Source organism: Testudinibacter sp. P80/BLE/0925 (assembly GCF_053570785.1).
This window is the reverse complement of sequence record NZ_CM131636.1, coordinates 79,208-94,986: the sequence shown is the minus strand read 5'-3', so window position 1 is coordinate 94,986 and position 15,779 is coordinate 79,208. Positions and strand designations below refer to the sequence as shown.

Here is a 15,779-nt window from a genome sequence, read left to right as displayed (position 1 = left end):
TAAAAGTGCGGTTCAGTGTGGTTTATTCGAGTTCACCGCAAAAACGATAACCTTCCCCGTGGATAGTTGCGATGATTTCCGGCGTATCCGGGTGCGACTCAAAATGTTTGCGAATGCGGCGAATGGTGACGTCAACGGTTCTATCATGTGGTTTCAACTCGCGCCCGGTCATTTTTTTCAGTAAATCATCACGGGTTTGGATTTTCCCCGGATTTTCACAGAAATGCAGCAACGCACGGAATTCGCTGCGGGGTAACTTATTGCTTTCCCCTTCCGGCGAAATCAAGGTGCGGCTGTTAATATCCAGCGCCCAACCGTTGAAACGGTATTGTTCCACGTGTTCGTGCGAAATCGGTTGTTCTTTTTCGGACATGGTGCGTTGCAACAGATTTCTGGCACGAATTGCCAATTCTCTTGGATTAAACGGTTTGGTGATATAGTCGTCGGCACCGATTTCCAGTCCCAAAATTTTATCCACTTCATTATCGCGTCCGGTTAAGAACATCAGCGCGGTATTGGCGGTTTCACGCAATTCGCGTGCCAGCATTAAGCCATTTTTGCCGGGTAAATTAATATCCATCACCACCAGATTGACGCTGGTGCTGGACAGAATACTATGCATTTTATTACCGTCAGAAGCTTCCATCACTTCGTAACCTTCCGCCTCAAAAATGTTTTTTAGAGTATTTCTGGTAACGGCTTCATCTTCGACGATAAGAATTTTAGGAATACGCATTTATCTTTTACCTATAAAATCACAGGGTTATAAATCACCATTATTATATTGGTTTTCATGGCAATTAATTTTACTTTTAATAAACAAATAAAATATTCATTGCAGAATTGCAACCTAACTATAACATAAAGAATACGAAAAAAAGCATAATTCTGTTCTAAACTTTGACTTAGGTCATCCTTTAGAGGGAGTTTTTAGTGCGATAGGCTAAAAATAATGTGAAAAAATGCTTTTTACATTGTTTAAGTGTCGTATTAATGTTCTTTTGTTTTAAAAAATTTCACATCCGGATAACGTTCATGCGCCAAGTTTAAATTGACCATAGTCGGAGCAATGTAAGTTAAGTTATCGCTGCCGTCCAAGGCTAAATTCTGCTCGTTTTTGCGTTTAAATTCTTCGAATTTTTTCACGTCGTCGCATTCAACCCAGCGCGCGGTGGTGACATTGACCGTTTCGTAAATCGCTTCCACGTTATATTCGCTTTTCAGACGTGCAACCACCACATCAAACTGCAACACCCCGACCGCGCCGACAATCAGATCGTTGTTGGTGAGCGGACGGAACACCTGCACTGCGCCCTCTTCCGAAAGCTGCACCAAGCCTTTTAACAGCTGCTTTTGTTTCAGCGGATCGCGCAAGCGGATACGGCGGAACAGTTCCGGGGCGAAATTCGGAATGCCGCTGAATTTCAGCTTTTCACCCTGAGTGAAAGTATCGCCGATTTGAATTGTGCCGTGATTGTGCAAGCCGATAATATCGCCGGCATAGGCTTCTTCGGCATGAGTCCGGTCGCCCGCCATAAACGTGAGCGCGTCGGAAATCACCACATCTTTACCAATTCGGACGTGGTGCATTTTCATACCTTTTTCATATTTGCCCGACACGATACGCATAAAGGCAACACGGTCACGGTGTTTCGGATCCATGTTCGCTTGAATTTTAAATACAAAGCCCGTCAGTTTTTCTTCCGCCGGAGAGACATCGCGCAAATCGGAGTGGCGCGCTTGCGGGCGGGGTGCCCATTGGGTCAAGCCGTCCAACATATGATCGACGCCAAAGTTGCCAAGTGCGGTGCCGAAGAAGACCGGCGTCAGTTGCCCTTGCAAAAAGGCGTCCAGTTCAAACGGATTGGAGGCACCTTGCACCAATTCCAGTTCGTCACGTAATTGTTGCGCCAAATCATCGCCGACCGTGCTGTCTAATTCCGGATTATCCAACCCCTTAATCACCCGCACTTCTTGGATGGTGTGTCCTTGCCCGGTTTGATAGAGGTAGGTTTCGTCATTGTAGAGATGATAAACGCCTTTAAATAATTTACCGCAACCGATAGGCCAGGTGATCGGCGCACAATGGATATTCAATACGTTTTCCACTTCGTCTAACAGTTCCATCGGATCACGAATATCGCGGTCGAGTTTATTCATAAAGGTCAAAATCGGCGTGTCGCGCAAACGGGTGACTTCCATCAGTTTAATCGTGCGTTCCTCAACCCCTTTGGCGGAATCGATTACCATCAAACAGCTGTCCACTGCGGTCAACGTGCGGTAGGTATCTTCCGAGAAGTCTTCGTGTCCCGGGGTATCCAACAAATTGACCAAGCAATCGCGATACGGAAATTGCATTACCGAGGTGGTGATCGAAATCCCGCGTTGTTTTTCCATTTCCATCCAGTCGGATTTGGCGTGTTGGCTCGAGCCGCGCCCTTTGACCGTACCGGCGGTTTGAATCGCTTCACCGTACAGCAACACTTTTTCCGTAATCGTGGTTTTACCGGCATCGGGGTGGGAAATAATCGCGAAAGTGCGGCGTTTATCAATTTGTTGTGGATATTGGTTGACTGACATTGGTAATTTTATCTCGGGTTAATATTTTTATCGGCGCGTATTGTCGCTTATATAAAGGGCAAATTCAATCTTACACGCGAATTGGCGGTATTTAGTTTATTTTTTTATATGGCGCTTAATATAATCCGGTAACTCCGCCACCGAATCCAACACCGCCTCTGCCAATTTTTCGCCTTCGGCAGTCACCGTTTTTCCGCTGCGGACTAAAATAGTATGGGCTACACCGGCAGCGTTGCCCGCCATCAGATCCTCGATTTTGTCGCCGACCATAAAAGAGCGGTTAAGATCAATCTTCAGCTCGCTAGAGGCTTGCAACAACATGCCCGGTTTCGGTTTGCGGCAGTCGCAATCTTGGCGATATTCGCCCTGTCCGTCCGGCAGGTGGGGGCAATAATAAATGCCGTCGAAATCCACGCCGCGATCCGCCAGTGACCAATCGAACCACTCGGTCAGTTGCAGAAATTGATCTTCGCTGAAATAGCCGCGCGCAATGCCGGATTGATTGGTGACCAACACCAATAAATAGCCCATTTGTTTGAGTTCCAACAAGGCTTCAATACTGCCGTTGATAAATTCAAATTGATCGATTTGGTGGACATAACCGTGATCGACATTGAGGGTGCCGTCGCGATCGAGAAAAATGGCTTTTTGCATAAGAACCTTTAGTCTTTAGTGTAGTATAGTGGCGGAGCGGAATCGCCCGTTTATTGGCGGCGATTATAGCGCATAATCGTACTGAAATGCGGGAATAGCGTACTTTTATTGAATAAAATGCAGTAAAGTGTCTAGCTTATAACGAGTTGCTATAAAAAAGGGGCAACTAGCGGTTGACATGGCAATCTGGACGTCTAAAATAGCGAGGTAATTTATGACTTCAATCACAAAGGGCTTACATGATTAAGCTAAAAAACATTAACAAAATTTTTGAGGCGAACGGCAAAAAGCTGACCGCACTTGATAACGTCAATCTGGTGATCCCAAAGGGGCAGATCTGTGGCGTGATCGGTGCGTCGGGGGCGGGCAAAAGCACGCTGATCCGTTGCGCCAACTTGCTGGAGCAACCGACCAGTGGGCAGGTGTTTGTCGACGGGCAGGAATTGACCGCGATGAATACCGCGCAGTTAGTCGAGGCGCGCCGTCATATCGGCATGATTTTCCAGCATTTTAACCTGTTAAGTAACCGCACGGTATTTGGCAACGTGGCGTTGCCGTTAGAATTGAACGGCAGTGATCAAAGTGCGGTCACCCGGCGGGTGGACGAGTTATTAGAACTGGTCGGTCTAAGCGACAAGAAAAACGTTTATCCGAGTAATCTGTCCGGCGGGCAAAAACAGCGGGTGGCGATTGCGCGCGCGTTGGCTTCCGAGCCGAAAGTGCTGTTATGCGACGAAGCGACCAGCGCACTCGATCCGGCAACCACACAGTCGATTTTAAGCCTGTTGCAAGAAATCAACCAAAAATTGGGTTTAACCATACTGTTAATTACTCACGAAATGGAAGTGGTGAAGCAAATCTGTCATCAAGTGGTGGTGATTGATAAAGGGCAGTTAGTTGAATCGGGAAGTGTGAGCGAAGTGTTCTCCAACCCGAAAACCGAACTGGCAAAAAGCTTCATTCAATCCACGTTTCGAATTAATTTGCCGAAGCAGTATATGGAACAACTCTCGCCGTCGCCAAAAGGAGCGAATTCTTATCCGATTATCAAATTTGAATTTACCGGGCGCTCGGTTGACGCCCCGTTATTGTCGCAAACTTCGAAAAAATTCGGTGTGGATTTGAGTATTTTAGTCTCACAGATTGATTATATCGGCGGGGTGAAATTTGGCTTCACTATTGCCGAGGTGGAAGGGCCGGAAGACGCGATTACCGAGGCGAAAATTTATTTGATGGAACACAATGTCCGGGTAGAGGTGTTAGGCTATGTTTGATCGTTTAACACCACAAGTGTGGCAGATGATTTTGAATGCGACCGGCGAAACGTTATATATGGTATTTGCTTCTGGATTGTTGGCTGCACTTTTTGCTATTCCGCTTGGTGTGTTGTTATTTATCACCCGTCCGGGCGAAATTAAGCAAAATCCGAAGTTATATCGGAGTATCAGCATGGCGGTCAATATCGGACGGGCGATCCCGTTTGTGATTTTGCTGTTCTGGATTATTCCGTTCACCCGTGCCTTGGTCGGCTCGTCGATTGGTACTACGGCGGCGGTTGTGCCGTTAACCGTAGCGGCGATTCCGTTTGTGGCGCGTTTGGTCGAAGGCGCGCTGTTAGAGATTCCCGCAGGGCTGACCGAAGCCGCACGAGCCATGGGCGCCACCGATTTACAAATCATCAGCAAATTTTTATTGCCTGAGGCGCTGCCGGCGTTGATCAATGGAATAACGATCACGTTGGTGACCTTAGTGAACTATTCCGCGATGGCGGGCATTGTCGGCGGCGGCGGTTTGGGCGATGTGGCGATTCGCTATGGCTATCAAACCAATGTACCGGAAATTTTAACCACCGTAGTGGTTATCTTGGTGGCATTGGTGCAACTGATTCAATTTGTCGGCGATCGCTTAGTTCGTTATGTCGATCACCGTTAGGTTTTATTCATTACTCTTTACGAAAAAGGAAAATACCATGAAATTAAAAAATATTTTCACCTTGACCGCATTGGCTACTGCTGTTGCATTTTCCGGTTCAGCATTGGCTAAAGACGGCAAACTTAAAGTGGGCATTCAAACCGGTCCGGAATTCTCCGTTGCCGAAGTCGCAAAACAAGTGGCGAAAGATCAATTCGGTTTAGAGGTTGAACTTGTACCCTTTACCGACTATGTCACTCCGAACGTGGCATTGGAAGAAAAATCGATTGATGCGAACGCATTCCAACACAAACCGTATTTGGATGCGCAAGTGGAAGCGCGTGGTTTGAAAGGGTTGGTGATTGTCGGTAATACTTTCGTTTACCCGATTGCGGCATATTCTAAAAAAATCAGCAAACTTGATGAACTGAAAGACGGGGCAACCGTGGCGATTCCAAATGATCCGACTAACGGCGGACGTGCCTTGTTATTGTTACAAGCACAAGGGTTGCTGAAATTGAAAGAGGGTACGGGATTAACCCCGACCGCACTTGATATCGTTGACAATCCGAAAAAACTGAAAATTCGCGAATTAGAAGCACCGTTGTTACCACAAGTATTGCCGGAAGTGGATTTAGCGGTCATCAATAATACTTATGCCGGACAAGCAGGCTTGTTCCCAAGCACCGACGCGATTTTCGTGGAGGACAAAGATTCGCCGTATGTGAATATCATTGTGGCACGCGAAGACAACAAAGACGATCAAGATGTGGTAAACTTTGTCAAAGCTTATAATTCCGAAGCCGTGTATGAAAAAGCGAAAGCGGAGTTTAAAGACTCTGTGGTGAAGGGCTGGTAATTAACCTAATCCGCTCTACAATGAGTAAAGTAAATATATAATAGTATCAATAGGTTGATTGAGAGTTTCTCTTAATCAACCGATTTTTTTATAGAATGTGAAAAGAAAAATGACTGAATTAGCCACGCCGTATTATCTGATTGATAAAAGCAAATTACTGAAAAATATGCAGAAAATTGCCTATCTGCGTGAGCGTTCCGGGGCGAAAGCTTTGTTGGCGTTGAAATGTTTTGCCACCTGGGGCGTGTTTGATTTTATGCGTCAGTATATGGACGGCACAACCTCGTCTTCGTTGTATGAAGTGAAATTGGGACAGCGCAAATTCGGCGGCGAAACCCATGCCTATAGCGTGGCGTACAGCGACGCGGAAATTGCCGAGGTGGTTGCCAACGCGGATAAAATCATTTTCAATTCTATCAGCCAGTTACAGCGTTTTTCTCAACAAGCACAAGATATTCAGCGCGGTTTGCGCGTCAATCCGCGTGTCAGCGCCTCTGATTTTATCTTGGCGGATCCGGCGCGTCCGCACAGCCGTTTAGGCGAATGGGACATCAATAAAATTCGTGACGTACTGCCGCTGATTAACGGTTTTATGTTCCACAACAACTGTGAAAACGGCGATTTTGACCGATTTGATCAGATGTTAAAGCATATCGAAAACGAATTTGGCGAACTTCTGCAGCAAGTGGATTGGGTCAGCTTGGGCGGCGGCATTCATTTTACCAGTGAAGGGTATCCGCTCGATCAATTTGCCGACCGCCTAAAACAATTTGCCCAACGATACGGCGTGCAGGTGTATTTAGAACCGGGCGAAGCGGCGATCACCCTCAGCACCAGTCTGGAAGTGACGGTGTTGGATACCTTACATAACGGCAAAGATTTGGCGATTGTCGACAGCTCAATCGAAGCGCATATGTTGGATTTGCTGATTTATCGCCAAACCGCTAAGCTACAGCCGAATCAGGGCGATTATCACTATATGGTCTGTGGCAAATCTTGTCTTGCCGGCGATATTTTCGGCGAATATCGGTTTGAACAACCGTTGAAAATCGGCGATCGCCTGTCGTTCTGCGACGCCGCCGGTTATACCATGGTGAAAAAGAATTGGTTCAATGGCGTCAATATGCCGTCCATTGCCATGAAAGAATTGAATGGTGAGATTAAATTAATCAAACAATTCAATTTTGACGATTACGTTGACAGCTTGTCTTAACCGTTTTGCGTTATTGCAAGTGGTTTCAACGAATCAATCAGGTCTTGCCGAGTTGGCAAGATTAAACGTCATGCCGGTTATGACCGCACTTTGAAATCAAAAGTGCGGTGGTAATCTGACATTAAGGAGGATTATGCAAACATGAAAAAAAACATCTTAATTATCGGTGCCGGTGGTGTGGCTCAAGTCGTCGCACATAAATGCGCCCAACACAACGATATTTTAGGTTCTATCGCCATTGCTTCACGCGGCATTAGCAAATGCCAAGACATCGCCAACAGCGTGCGTGAAAAAAATGCCTTTAAAATTCCCGCTGAAATTGCCTGCTTTGAACTTGATGCGTTCAATATCGAAGCAACCAAATCGATCATCAAAGAAACAGAAGCACAAATCGTGATCAACGTCGGTTCGGCATTTCTCAATATGTCGGTGCTGCAAGCCTGTATCGAAACCGGCGCAGCTTATCTTGACACCGCAATCCACGAAGAACCGCATAAAATTTGTGAAACCCCACCGTGGTACAATAATTACGAATGGCAACGCCGTGAAATCTGTGCAAAGAATAAGATTACCGCTATTTTAGGTGTCGGTTTTGATCCGGGCGTGGTGAATGCCTATGCCGCCGTTGCGGTCAACGAGTGCTTAGATCAAACCGACAGCATTGATATTATTGATATTAATGCCGGCAGCCACGGGCGTTATTTCGCCACTAATTTTGATCCGGAAATCAATTTCCGTGAATTTACCGGGCAAGTCTGGAGTTGGCAAAACAGCCAATGGACCAGCAACCGAATGTTTGAAATCAAGCGGACGGACGACCTGCCGGTTGTCGGCCAGCAAACCTCGTATATGACAGGGCATGATGAAATTCACTCGCTGTCGCAAAACTTAAACGTGCCGAATATCCGTTTCTGGATGGGTTTCGGCGATCATTATATTAATGTATTTACCGTGCTGAAAAATTTAGGCTTATTGTCGGAACAGCCGGTGACCACCGCAGAAGGCTTGGAAGTGATCCCATTAAAAGTGGTGAAAGCGGTTCTGCCTGATCCCTCTTCACTGGCGCCGGATTACACCGGTAAAACCTGTATCGGCACGCTTGCCAAAGGTCGGAAAGACGGTAAGGAAAAAGAAGTCTTTCTCTACAACGTGGCGGATCATAAAGAAGCCTATGAAGAAGTGGGCAGCCAAGGCATTTCCTATACCGCCGGCGTACCACCGGTTGCTGCTGCGATTCTAGTGGCACAAGGCGTGTGGGATGTGGCGAAGATGGTCAATGTGGAGGAACTGGATCCGAAACCGTTCCTTAACCTGTTGAACCAAATGGGCTTGCCGAATCGGATTAAAGACGAAAACGGCGACCGAGCATTAGCGTTTTAACGCACGGATAGCCTGAAGATACCGCACTTTGCATTTGAACGGCAAAGTGCGGTTTTTTAGCTTATTATCGGAGAATTAGAGCATTTTCTTGCGTAGCGACAAGACAACCGACAGGATTAAAATCAGGAATACAAAGCTCATCGACAGCACAATCGGCAAATGAATGCCCGCCATCACCAACAGCATTTTGATACCGATAAAAATCAAGATCACCGCCAATCCGTATTTCAGATAGACAAAACGGTCGGCAATGTCCGCTAGTACGAAATACATCGCACGCAAACCGAGAATGGCGAAAATATTCGAAGTCAGCACGATAAAGGGATCGGTGGTGACGGCAAAGACCGCCGGAATGCTATCGACCGCAAACACCACATCGCTCAGCTCGACCATAATCAGCACCAATACCAACGGCGTAAACACCTTTTTGCCGTTTTCGATGGTCAGGAACTTTTCGCCGTCAAATTGACTGCTGAGGCGTAAATGGCGGCGCAGCCAGTTGAGCAGCCAGTTTCGGGAGAAATCTTCGCCTTCACCGCCTTCTTTCGCAGTGAAAATTTTGAAACCGCTATAAATCAAGAATACACCGAAAATATATAAAATCCACTCATATTCACGGATTAACATCGCACCGATACCGATCATCACCGCACGCATCACAATCGCGCCGAGTACGCCATACAACAGCACTTTATGCTGATATTGCGGCGGCACTTTGAAATAGCTGAAGATCATCAGGAATACGAATAAGTTATCGACCGACAGCGATTTTTCCAACACGTAACCGGTCAGAAATTCCATCACTTTTTCACCGGCAATTTTGCTGCCGAATGCCGGATTGCCGGCGAGTTCAAAATAGAGCCATAAGGCAAACAACGCCGAAACACTGATCCACACCACGCTCCACCACATCGCTTCTTTCACGCTGACTTTATGCACCCCGCTCTTTTTCAGGCTGAATAGATCAATCAGCAGCATGATCGCAACCACAATTGAAAATACGGTATAAAATATCGGGCTGCCGATGTCGGGCAGTGACGGATTCGTCATAAAAAACTCCACAATAACGGATAAGATAAAAAAGCTGCCGTCCGGCAGCTTTCAGGCTGATGACAAAGTCTCTTTCTCTAATCATTTCCCTCCCTCTGTATACGGAGGGAGGTGTCCTAAGGACGGAGGGAGGCATAAAGAATGTTAAAAATGAATATGTTGCATTTTCATATTATCCCTCCCTCCCCATTTTTCTTGCGAAAAATAGTACTCCCTCCGCACGCGGAGGGAGAGAAGTAAGTTTGTCAGCAATTTCAAAGCTGCCGTTAGGCAACTTTAAGTATTATCAGCTATTTTGGATTTTATACAAGTTAAAATCGGTGTCAGAAATGCAAAACGCACGACCATATTGCCGTGCGTTTAAAATGTGAAGCTAAAAGAAAAATTACAAGCTTTCGGTAAAAGTACGCGCAATCACGTCGCGTTGTTGTTCCGGAGTCAGAGAGTTGAAACGTACGGCATAACCGGAAACACGGATGGTTAATTGCGGATATTTTTCAGGGTTATTCACCGCATCTTCCAAGGTTTCGCGACGCAATACGTTGACGTTCAAGTGTTGACCGCCTTCCACTTTGACTGTCGGCGCCACATCAACCGGCAATTCGCGGTATTCGATTTGACCTAATTCGTTAATCGCAACGATTTGGTCTTCAGTGTAATCGCCTTTGGCACATAAGCAACGGGCTTCGCCTTTGTCGCTGTCCAATAACCAGAAAGAGTTTAATAACGCGTCGTTTGCCGCTTGTGTAATTTGAATACCTTTGATCATAATAGACTCCAATATTATCGTGGACGGATTAAGTTTACTGCTCAGAATTTTATCACCCTTGTTTAAATTTTCAAATATTTTTGGGGATAATTGACCCAGAACAACTGGTTATTTTTTGATAAAATCGGATATTTGATTTAAGTCAAAAAATAACATCGGAACGCCTGCTTAATTTAACTTAATACTTGTTTTTTGATTACATTTTAATAACAAAAATAAGGCGGGTTTTAAAATCAAGGCTAGGTTTTTTGACTGCCTTTGCCTATAATTTTCAAAACAGCAAATCAGTAAGGGAAGACGAATGAAAACCTGGACAGAAGCGATCGGCGCGGAAAAGCAACAACCCTATTTTTTAACTATTTTGGCACAAGTCGAAAATGCGAAAAAGAGCGGTAAAACGGTCTATCCGCCGCATGACGAAGTGTTTACCGCTTTTCGTTTAACCGAATTTGAACAAGTCAACGTGGTGATTTTAGGGCAAGATCCCTATCACGGCGCCAATCAGGCGCATGGGTTGGCGTTTTCGGTCAAACCGGGCATTGCACCGCCGCCGTCGTTGGTCAATATGTATAAAGAACTGGCCGATGATATTGAGGGCTTTGAGATTCCGCCGCACGGCTATCTGCAACACTGGGCGCAGCAAGGGGTGTTATTGCTCAACACTGTGCTGACGGTGGAGCAGGGGCGGGCACATTCGCACGCCAATTTCGGTTGGGAAACCTTTACCGATAAAGTGATTGCGCAACTGAACCAACATCGCGACCATTTGGTCTTTTTGCTGTGGGGCAGCCACGCGCAGAAAAAAGGGCAGTTTATCGACCGCCAACGCCATTTGGTTTTGAGCGCACCGCATCCGTCGCCGTTGTCGGCATATCGCGGTTTCTTCGGCTGTAAACATTTTTCCAAAGCCAATGCTTATTTACAACAACATCAACAAACGCCGATTGATTGGCGCTTGCCGTTGCAGCTGAAATAGCATTACCCATAATAAAAGTGCGGTAGAGAATCGGTGCGAATCTGTTATAATCGCACCCTGTTTGTCATTATCTATGGAAGCCTTATGCTCGCGATTATTTCCCCGGCAAAAACCTTGGATTTTCAGTCTGAAATTCCCGCATTTGATTTTACCCAACCGGAATTAACCCAATATAGCCAACAACTTATTGAGGTGTGCCGTGCATTGACCCCGGCACAAATCGGCTCGCTCATGCATATCAGCGATAAGCTGGCGGGGCTGAATGCGGCACGTTTTGCCGAGTGGCAATTGGCGCATAACCCAACCAACGCCAAAGCCGCAATTTACGCCTTTAAAGGCGATGTTTATACCGGTTTGGATGCCGACAGCCTGAGTGCCGATGAAGTGCGCTATGCACAGCAACATTTGCGCATGCTGTCGGGTCTATACGGCTTGTTGAAACCGCTGGATTTAATGCAACCGTACCGTTTGGAAATGGGCACCAAACTTGCCAATCCGAACGGTAAAAACCTGTATGATTTTTGGGGCGGCGTGATCACCGCACAATTGCAAACCGCACTTGAGCAACAAGGCGATGACGTTTTAATCAATCTGGCTTCGGACGAATATTTTAAAGCGGTACAGCCGCAAAAATTACAGGCACGGATTGTCAAGCCGATTTTCCTCGATTATAAAAACGGCAACTATAAAGTGATCAGTTTTTATGCCAAAAAAGCGCGCGGTTTGATGTGCCGTTATTTAATTCAAAACCGCATTTCGACGGTGAACGATCTGAAATCTTTTGATTTGGGCGGTTATTGGTTTGACGAAAGCGCCTCCGCTGGCAACGAACTGGTATTTAAACGCGATTCACAGGATTAACCCATGGCGATCAAATCCGTTTTTTTATTGGCGTTGTGCTTATTGTTCAGCGCTTGCTCGTCGGTTGAACAGAGTAAAACCTTCCAAGCACCGGAAAAGATCAAATTCAATGGCAAAACTTTCCAACGTGGTAAAAGCGTCGATTTAGTGGAAATGGTGCGCTATGTCTATCACCCGAACGGCAATAGCGGCTCAAGGGAAAAAGCCGTGCTGTTTTTCGACCGTAATAAACAGGAGTTAAGCCTGCGGCAACGCTTGGAACTGCGGCAAAAAAGTTATCAGCAAAGCGATAATACCTTGGCCGAAATGTCGATTACGGATGAGACCTTATATTCGCAACTGGTTTACCGCCCGAGCGAGCGTTTTGCCTATTGGGGCGTCGAACTGGCGAAGGGGCGGAATATGGCGGATTGCGGCTTTTTAGAATTTCAATATAGCTATGGTGTGAACGCTAAACCGCAGGCAAAAGCGAAAGAACAGGCTTTTCTGCAACGGCAAATTTATCCAAAGGCGCATAAAATCTTACAACAATTGCAACAACAGCCGTGGACATGGCAGTGTAATTAAAAGTGGGGTGATTGATTATGCATGAAAAATATGGACGTTTGGTACGCCGCGCTTCAGTGTTGGCCGTTTGCACCGCACTTAGCCTGATTTTAATCAAAGGCGTGGCTTGGTGGCAGACCGGCTCCGTCAGCATGCTGGCGTCGATCACTGATTCGTTGTTGGATCTGCTTGCTTCGTTCACCAGTATGATTATTCTGCGTTTTTCACTGATGCCTGCCGATGACAACCACTCGTTCGGACACGGCAAGGCGGAATCGTTAGCCACGCTGATTCAAGGCGCGTTTATTTCCGGTTCTGCGATCTTGTTGTTGTTACAAGGTATTGAGCGCATCATTAACCCGCAGCCGCTGCAATCCGCCTCCATCGGGATTGCCGTCACCGTGATTGCTTTAATATTTACTTTGGCGCTAATCCGCTATCAAACTTATGTCATTCGTAACACTCAGAGCCCGGCAATTCGCGCTGACAAACTGCACTATGAAACCGATCTGTTGATGAATGTAGCCGTCTTGCTGTCATTGGGTTTGAGTGCCTTCGGCTATATTTACGCCGATGGGATTTTTGCGCTGCTGATTGCGCTGTATATTTTGGCGAATGCCCTCAAAATGCTGTTTGAATCGATCCAACTGCTGCTTGACCGCACTTTGCCGGAGAAGGAAATTGAAACCATTTGGGAAATTGCCTCCAGCCAGCAGGAAATTATCGGTATTCATGATTTGCGCACCCGTCGTTCGGGCGCGATTCGGTTTATCCAGTTGCACTTGGAACTGGACGATAATCTGCCGTTGTGGAAAGCACATCAAATCACGGATAACCTCGAAAATCGACTATTAATGGCATTCCCGATGTCGGATATTATCATTCACCAAGAGCCGACCTCAGTGGTGCAAAAAGAACAAACATTGCAAAAAATCTGAAGTGTTTTGTATTTGTCATAAAATCGCAACATAAAATTGATAAAATGTTAACGGCTGAAGAAAAAATCAGAAAAAAATCATTTTCCTATAGAGAGTAAACCAGGGATCGTGTACCCTACACACAAAATTATTTTTCAATCAAAATTAAATAGAAGGTAACTCAACATGGTAAAGAAAGTTGCTATTTTAACCAGCGGCGGCGACGCCCCGGGCATGAATGCGGCAATTCGCGGCGTGGTGCGAGCAGCGCTGTTTGAAGGCATAGAAGTTTATGGCGTATATAATGGATATTCAGGACTCTATCATAACGAAATCAAAAAATTAGAGCGTTTTTCCGTTTCCGATATTATCGGGCGCGGCGGCACATTTTTAGGCTCGGCGCGTTTCCCTGAATTTAAAGATCCGGCAATTCGTGCCAAAGCGGTGGACAATTTGCGTCAACACGGGATTGATTCTTTAGTCGTAATCGGCGGGGACGGTTCGTATATGGGCGCGAAATTGATTACCGAAGAATACGGTTTTCCTTGTATCGGGATTCCCGGCACGATTGACAATGATGTTGCCGGCACGGATTATACCATTGGTTTCCAAACCGCACTTGAAACCGCCTTGGAAGCGATTGACCGTTTGCGCGATACTTCCAGTTCGCACCAACGCGTTTCGATTATCGAAATTATGGGGCGCCATTGCGGCGATTTAACCTTAGGCGCAGCGATTGCCGGCGGTTGTGAATTTATCGTCGTGCCGGAGCGTCCGTTTGAGCGTGAAGCTTTGATCAAGAAAGTCGAATACGGTTTCCACAAAGGGAAACGCCACGCCATTATCGCCATCACAGAACATATTTGTGATGTTAATGAGTTGGCAAAAGAAATCGAATCGCGCGTTAAACTGGAAGCCCGGGCTACGATTTTAGGGCATGTGCAACGCGGCGGTGCGCCTTGCGCCTTTGACCGTATTTTGGCTTCGCGTATGGGGGTTTATGCGGTCGAGTTGTTGAAAGAGGGTATCGGCGGACGTTGTATCGGTATTCAAAATGAGAAACTGGTACACCACGATATTATTGATGCCATCACCAATATGAAGCGCCCGTTTAAAGCGGATTGGTTCGAAGCCTCAAGAATCTTGTATTAATCCTTATTCATTACACAGACAAAACCCGCTGATTTAGCGGGTTTTTTAGTTCCTCCGCTACTTGCCTAACCGCGCTTTATAATGTCGTCGGCAAACAGACAGATAACGGTCATTGCCGCCGATTTGGATTTGTTCGCCGGCTTTGACCACCTCTCCCTCAGCATTTAAGCGCAGTACAAAATTGGCTTTGCGTCCGCAGTAACAGATCGTTTTCAGCTCTTCCAACTGATCCGCCCAAGCAAGCAAATAGCGACTGCCTTCAAACAGCTCACCCTGAAAATCGGTACGTAAGCCGTAACACAATACCGGAATATGTAGTTTATCGACGACATCGCTCAGTTGATACACCTGAGATTTAGTCAAAAACTGCGCTTCATCAACTAAGATACAATGCAGCGGTTGTTGTTGAATTTGTTGCTTGATTTGCTGGTATAAATCGGTTTTGTCAGTAAAAACTAACGCCTCTTGACTGATGCCAATGCGCGAGGTCACTTTGCCGCTGCCGAAGCGATCGTCAATTGCCGCAGTGTAAACCAGCGTGTTCATTTGCCGTTCTCGGTAGTTGTAGGAAGATTGCAGCAAGGTAGTGGACTTGCCGGCATTCATGGTGGAGTAATAAAAATAGAGTTTTGCCATGATGAACTCAGCTTTTCAGCCAATAATAAATCCAGTAACACAATGTGCTGACCAATATCGGTAAACACGCTAAGGCAAAGATACCAATCGTAGTGCCGGCGCCGAACCAAGCACCAAGTGCGGTCAGATGATCAATCAGTTGTGCGCTAGGCAGGGAAAAGAGAAAAAAGCCGATCACGGCAATGGTGAGCACACAGCCCAATCCTGCCACGCGCATGGCTTGTACTTTTTTAAGATTTTGCATATAGGATCCACCGATGAAAAGCATTGTCAGA

General features: G+C 46.3%; 17 protein-coding genes. 10 read left to right on the top strand and 7 right to left on the bottom strand.

All coding sequences use genetic code 11. From position 1 onward, the window contains the following. Window positions 1-22: 22 nt before the first annotated feature. The 3 genes from arcA to gmhB all read right to left on the bottom strand — a co-directional run bounded on the left by arcA (window position 23) and on the right by gmhB (window position 3,234). Complete coding sequence (gene arcA / locus ACWA5Z_RS00380) at window positions 23-736, bottom strand: two-component system response regulator ArcA (RefSeq protein ID WP_431053307.1); 714 nt, start codon at window positions 734-736, stop codon at window positions 23-25. A 254-nt stretch (window positions 737-990) separates the two neighbouring features. Then, window positions 991-2,580: a peptide chain release factor 3 gene (gene prfC / locus ACWA5Z_RS00375; RefSeq protein ID WP_431053305.1), complete on the bottom strand. Its 1,590-nt coding sequence runs from the start codon at window positions 2,578-2,580 to the stop codon at window positions 991-993. A gap of 96 nt (window positions 2,581-2,676) precedes the next feature. Continuing rightward, window positions 2,677-3,234 carry a D-glycero-beta-D-manno-heptose 1,7-bisphosphate 7-phosphatase gene (gene gmhB / locus ACWA5Z_RS00370; protein WP_431053303.1) on the bottom strand — a complete coding sequence of 186 codons (558 nt, stop codon included), beginning with the start codon at window positions 3,232-3,234 and terminating at the stop codon, window positions 2,677-2,679. Between the two features lie 239 nt (window positions 3,235-3,473). Between gmhB and metN the strand changes: the two genes are divergently transcribed. The 5 genes from metN (at window position 3,474) to ACWA5Z_RS00345 (ending at window position 8,597) form a co-directional block, all read left to right on the top strand. Then, window positions 3,474-4,508 carry a methionine ABC transporter ATP-binding protein MetN gene (metN, locus tag ACWA5Z_RS00365; RefSeq protein WP_431053301.1) on the top strand — a complete coding sequence of 345 codons (1,035 nt, stop codon included), beginning with the start codon at window positions 3,474-3,476 and terminating at the stop codon, window positions 4,506-4,508. Further along, on the top strand, window positions 4,501-5,166 hold the full coding sequence (locus ACWA5Z_RS00360; RefSeq protein WP_431053299.1) for a methionine ABC transporter permease: 666 nt from the start codon (window positions 4,501-4,503) through the stop codon (window positions 5,164-5,166). The genes metN and ACWA5Z_RS00360 overlap by 8 nt, the downstream gene beginning before the upstream one ends. Before the next feature lie 37 nt (window positions 5,167-5,203). Then, a complete protein-coding gene (locus ACWA5Z_RS00355) occupies window positions 5,204-6,004 on the top strand; it encodes a MetQ/NlpA family lipoprotein (RefSeq protein ID WP_431053297.1) in 801 nt (266 codons plus the stop codon). A gap of 109 nt (window positions 6,005-6,113) precedes the next feature. After that, window positions 6,114-7,217, top strand: coding sequence for a carboxynorspermidine decarboxylase (gene nspC / locus ACWA5Z_RS00350; protein WP_431053295.1), 1,104 nt, complete (start codon window positions 6,114-6,116; stop codon window positions 7,215-7,217). A 141-nt stretch (window positions 7,218-7,358) separates the two neighbouring features. Further along, window positions 7,359-8,597 carry a saccharopine dehydrogenase family protein gene (locus tag ACWA5Z_RS00345; RefSeq protein ID WP_431053293.1) on the top strand — a complete coding sequence of 413 codons (1,239 nt, stop codon included), beginning with the start codon at window positions 7,359-7,361 and terminating at the stop codon, window positions 8,595-8,597. Window positions 8,598-8,672: 75 nt separating this feature from the next. Here the strand turns inward: ACWA5Z_RS00345 and ACWA5Z_RS00340 are convergent, their stop codons facing one another. Beyond that, complete coding sequence (locus ACWA5Z_RS00340; RefSeq protein WP_431053291.1) at window positions 8,673-9,647, bottom strand: TerC family protein; 975 nt, start codon at window positions 9,645-9,647, stop codon at window positions 8,673-8,675. 385 nt (window positions 9,648-10,032) lie between these two features. After that, window positions 10,033-10,416: an autonomous glycyl radical cofactor GrcA gene (grcA, locus tag ACWA5Z_RS00335; RefSeq protein ID WP_431053289.1), complete on the bottom strand. Its 384-nt coding sequence runs from the start codon at window positions 10,414-10,416 to the stop codon at window positions 10,033-10,035. Window positions 10,417-10,717: 301 nt separating this feature from the next. Here grcA and ung point away from each other — a divergent pair, with 301 nt between their 5' ends. From ung to pfkA, 5 genes are all read left to right on the top strand, one after another. Continuing rightward, a complete protein-coding gene (gene ung, locus ACWA5Z_RS00330) occupies window positions 10,718-11,392 on the top strand; it encodes a uracil-DNA glycosylase (RefSeq protein ID WP_431053287.1) in 675 nt (224 codons plus the stop codon). 84 nt (window positions 11,393-11,476) lie between these two features. Then, window positions 11,477-12,253: a peroxide stress protein YaaA gene (gene yaaA, locus ACWA5Z_RS00325; protein WP_431053285.1), complete on the top strand. Its 777-nt coding sequence runs from the start codon at window positions 11,477-11,479 to the stop codon at window positions 12,251-12,253. Window positions 12,254-12,256: 3 nt separating this feature from the next. Next, a complete protein-coding gene (locus ACWA5Z_RS00320) occupies window positions 12,257-12,820 on the top strand; it encodes a hypothetical protein (RefSeq protein ID WP_431053283.1) in 564 nt (187 codons plus the stop codon). 17 nt (window positions 12,821-12,837) lie between these two features. Next, window positions 12,838-13,737, top strand: a complete 900-nt coding sequence (locus ACWA5Z_RS00315) for a cation diffusion facilitator family transporter (protein WP_431053281.1) — start codon at window positions 12,838-12,840, stop codon at window positions 13,735-13,737. A 165-nt stretch (window positions 13,738-13,902) separates the two neighbouring features. Further along, complete coding sequence (pfkA, locus tag ACWA5Z_RS00310; RefSeq protein ID WP_431053279.1) at window positions 13,903-14,868, top strand: 6-phosphofructokinase; 966 nt, start codon at window positions 13,903-13,905, stop codon at window positions 14,866-14,868. 57 nt (window positions 14,869-14,925) lie between these two features. Here pfkA and ACWA5Z_RS00305 read toward each other — a convergent pair whose 3' ends face one another. Together ACWA5Z_RS00305 and ACWA5Z_RS00300 are read right to left on the bottom strand one after the other, a co-directional pair. Further along, the gene (locus ACWA5Z_RS00305) at window positions 14,926-15,504 is read right to left on the bottom strand and encodes a thymidine kinase (protein ID WP_431053278.1); all 579 of its coding nucleotides are present in this window, start codon (window positions 15,502-15,504) and stop codon (window positions 14,926-14,928) included. 7 nt (window positions 15,505-15,511) lie between these two features. Further along, complete coding sequence (locus ACWA5Z_RS00300) at window positions 15,512-15,748, bottom strand: hypothetical protein (protein WP_431053276.1); 237 nt, start codon at window positions 15,746-15,748, stop codon at window positions 15,512-15,514. Window positions 15,749-15,779: the final 31 nt, after the last annotated feature.

What these genes read in the sequence shown, in the direction of transcription:
- arcA (WP_431053307.1), bottom strand. Translation starts at nt 736, where the DNA reads ATGCGTATTCCTAAAATTCTTATCGTCGAAGATGAAGCCGTTACCAGA.
- prfC (WP_431053305.1), bottom strand. Translation starts at nt 2,580, where the DNA reads ATGTCAGTCAACCAATATCCACAACAAATTGATAAACGCCGCACTTTC.
- gmhB (WP_431053303.1), bottom strand. Translation starts at nt 3,234, where the DNA reads ATGCAAAAAGCCATTTTTCTCGATCGCGACGGCACCCTCAATGTCGAT.
- metN (WP_431053301.1), top strand. Translation starts at nt 3,474, where the DNA reads ATGATTAAGCTAAAAAACATTAACAAAATTTTTGAGGCGAACGGCAAA.
- ACWA5Z_RS00360 (WP_431053299.1), top strand. Translation starts at nt 4,501, where the DNA reads ATGTTTGATCGTTTAACACCACAAGTGTGGCAGATGATTTTGAATGCG.
- ACWA5Z_RS00355 (WP_431053297.1), top strand. Translation starts at nt 5,204, where the DNA reads ATGAAATTAAAAAATATTTTCACCTTGACCGCATTGGCTACTGCTGTT.
- nspC (WP_431053295.1), top strand. Translation starts at nt 6,114, where the DNA reads ATGACTGAATTAGCCACGCCGTATTATCTGATTGATAAAAGCAAATTA.
- ACWA5Z_RS00345 (WP_431053293.1), top strand. Translation starts at nt 7,359, where the DNA reads ATGAAAAAAAACATCTTAATTATCGGTGCCGGTGGTGTGGCTCAAGTC.
- ACWA5Z_RS00340 (WP_431053291.1), bottom strand. Translation starts at nt 9,647, where the DNA reads ATGACGAATCCGTCACTGCCCGACATCGGCAGCCCGATATTTTATACC.
- grcA (WP_431053289.1), bottom strand. Translation starts at nt 10,416, where the DNA reads ATGATCAAAGGTATTCAAATTACACAAGCGGCAAACGACGCGTTATTA.
- ung (WP_431053287.1), top strand. Translation starts at nt 10,718, where the DNA reads ATGAAAACCTGGACAGAAGCGATCGGCGCGGAAAAGCAACAACCCTAT.
- yaaA (WP_431053285.1), top strand. Translation starts at nt 11,477, where the DNA reads ATGCTCGCGATTATTTCCCCGGCAAAAACCTTGGATTTTCAGTCTGAA.
- ACWA5Z_RS00320 (WP_431053283.1), top strand. Translation starts at nt 12,257, where the DNA reads ATGGCGATCAAATCCGTTTTTTTATTGGCGTTGTGCTTATTGTTCAGC.
- ACWA5Z_RS00315 (WP_431053281.1), top strand. Translation starts at nt 12,838, where the DNA reads ATGCATGAAAAATATGGACGTTTGGTACGCCGCGCTTCAGTGTTGGCC.
- pfkA (WP_431053279.1), top strand. Translation starts at nt 13,903, where the DNA reads ATGGTAAAGAAAGTTGCTATTTTAACCAGCGGCGGCGACGCCCCGGGC.
- ACWA5Z_RS00305 (WP_431053278.1), bottom strand. Translation starts at nt 15,504, where the DNA reads ATGGCAAAACTCTATTTTTATTACTCCACCATGAATGCCGGCAAGTCC.
- ACWA5Z_RS00300 (WP_431053276.1), bottom strand. Translation starts at nt 15,748, where the DNA reads ATGCAAAATCTTAAAAAAGTACAAGCCATGCGCGTGGCAGGATTGGGC.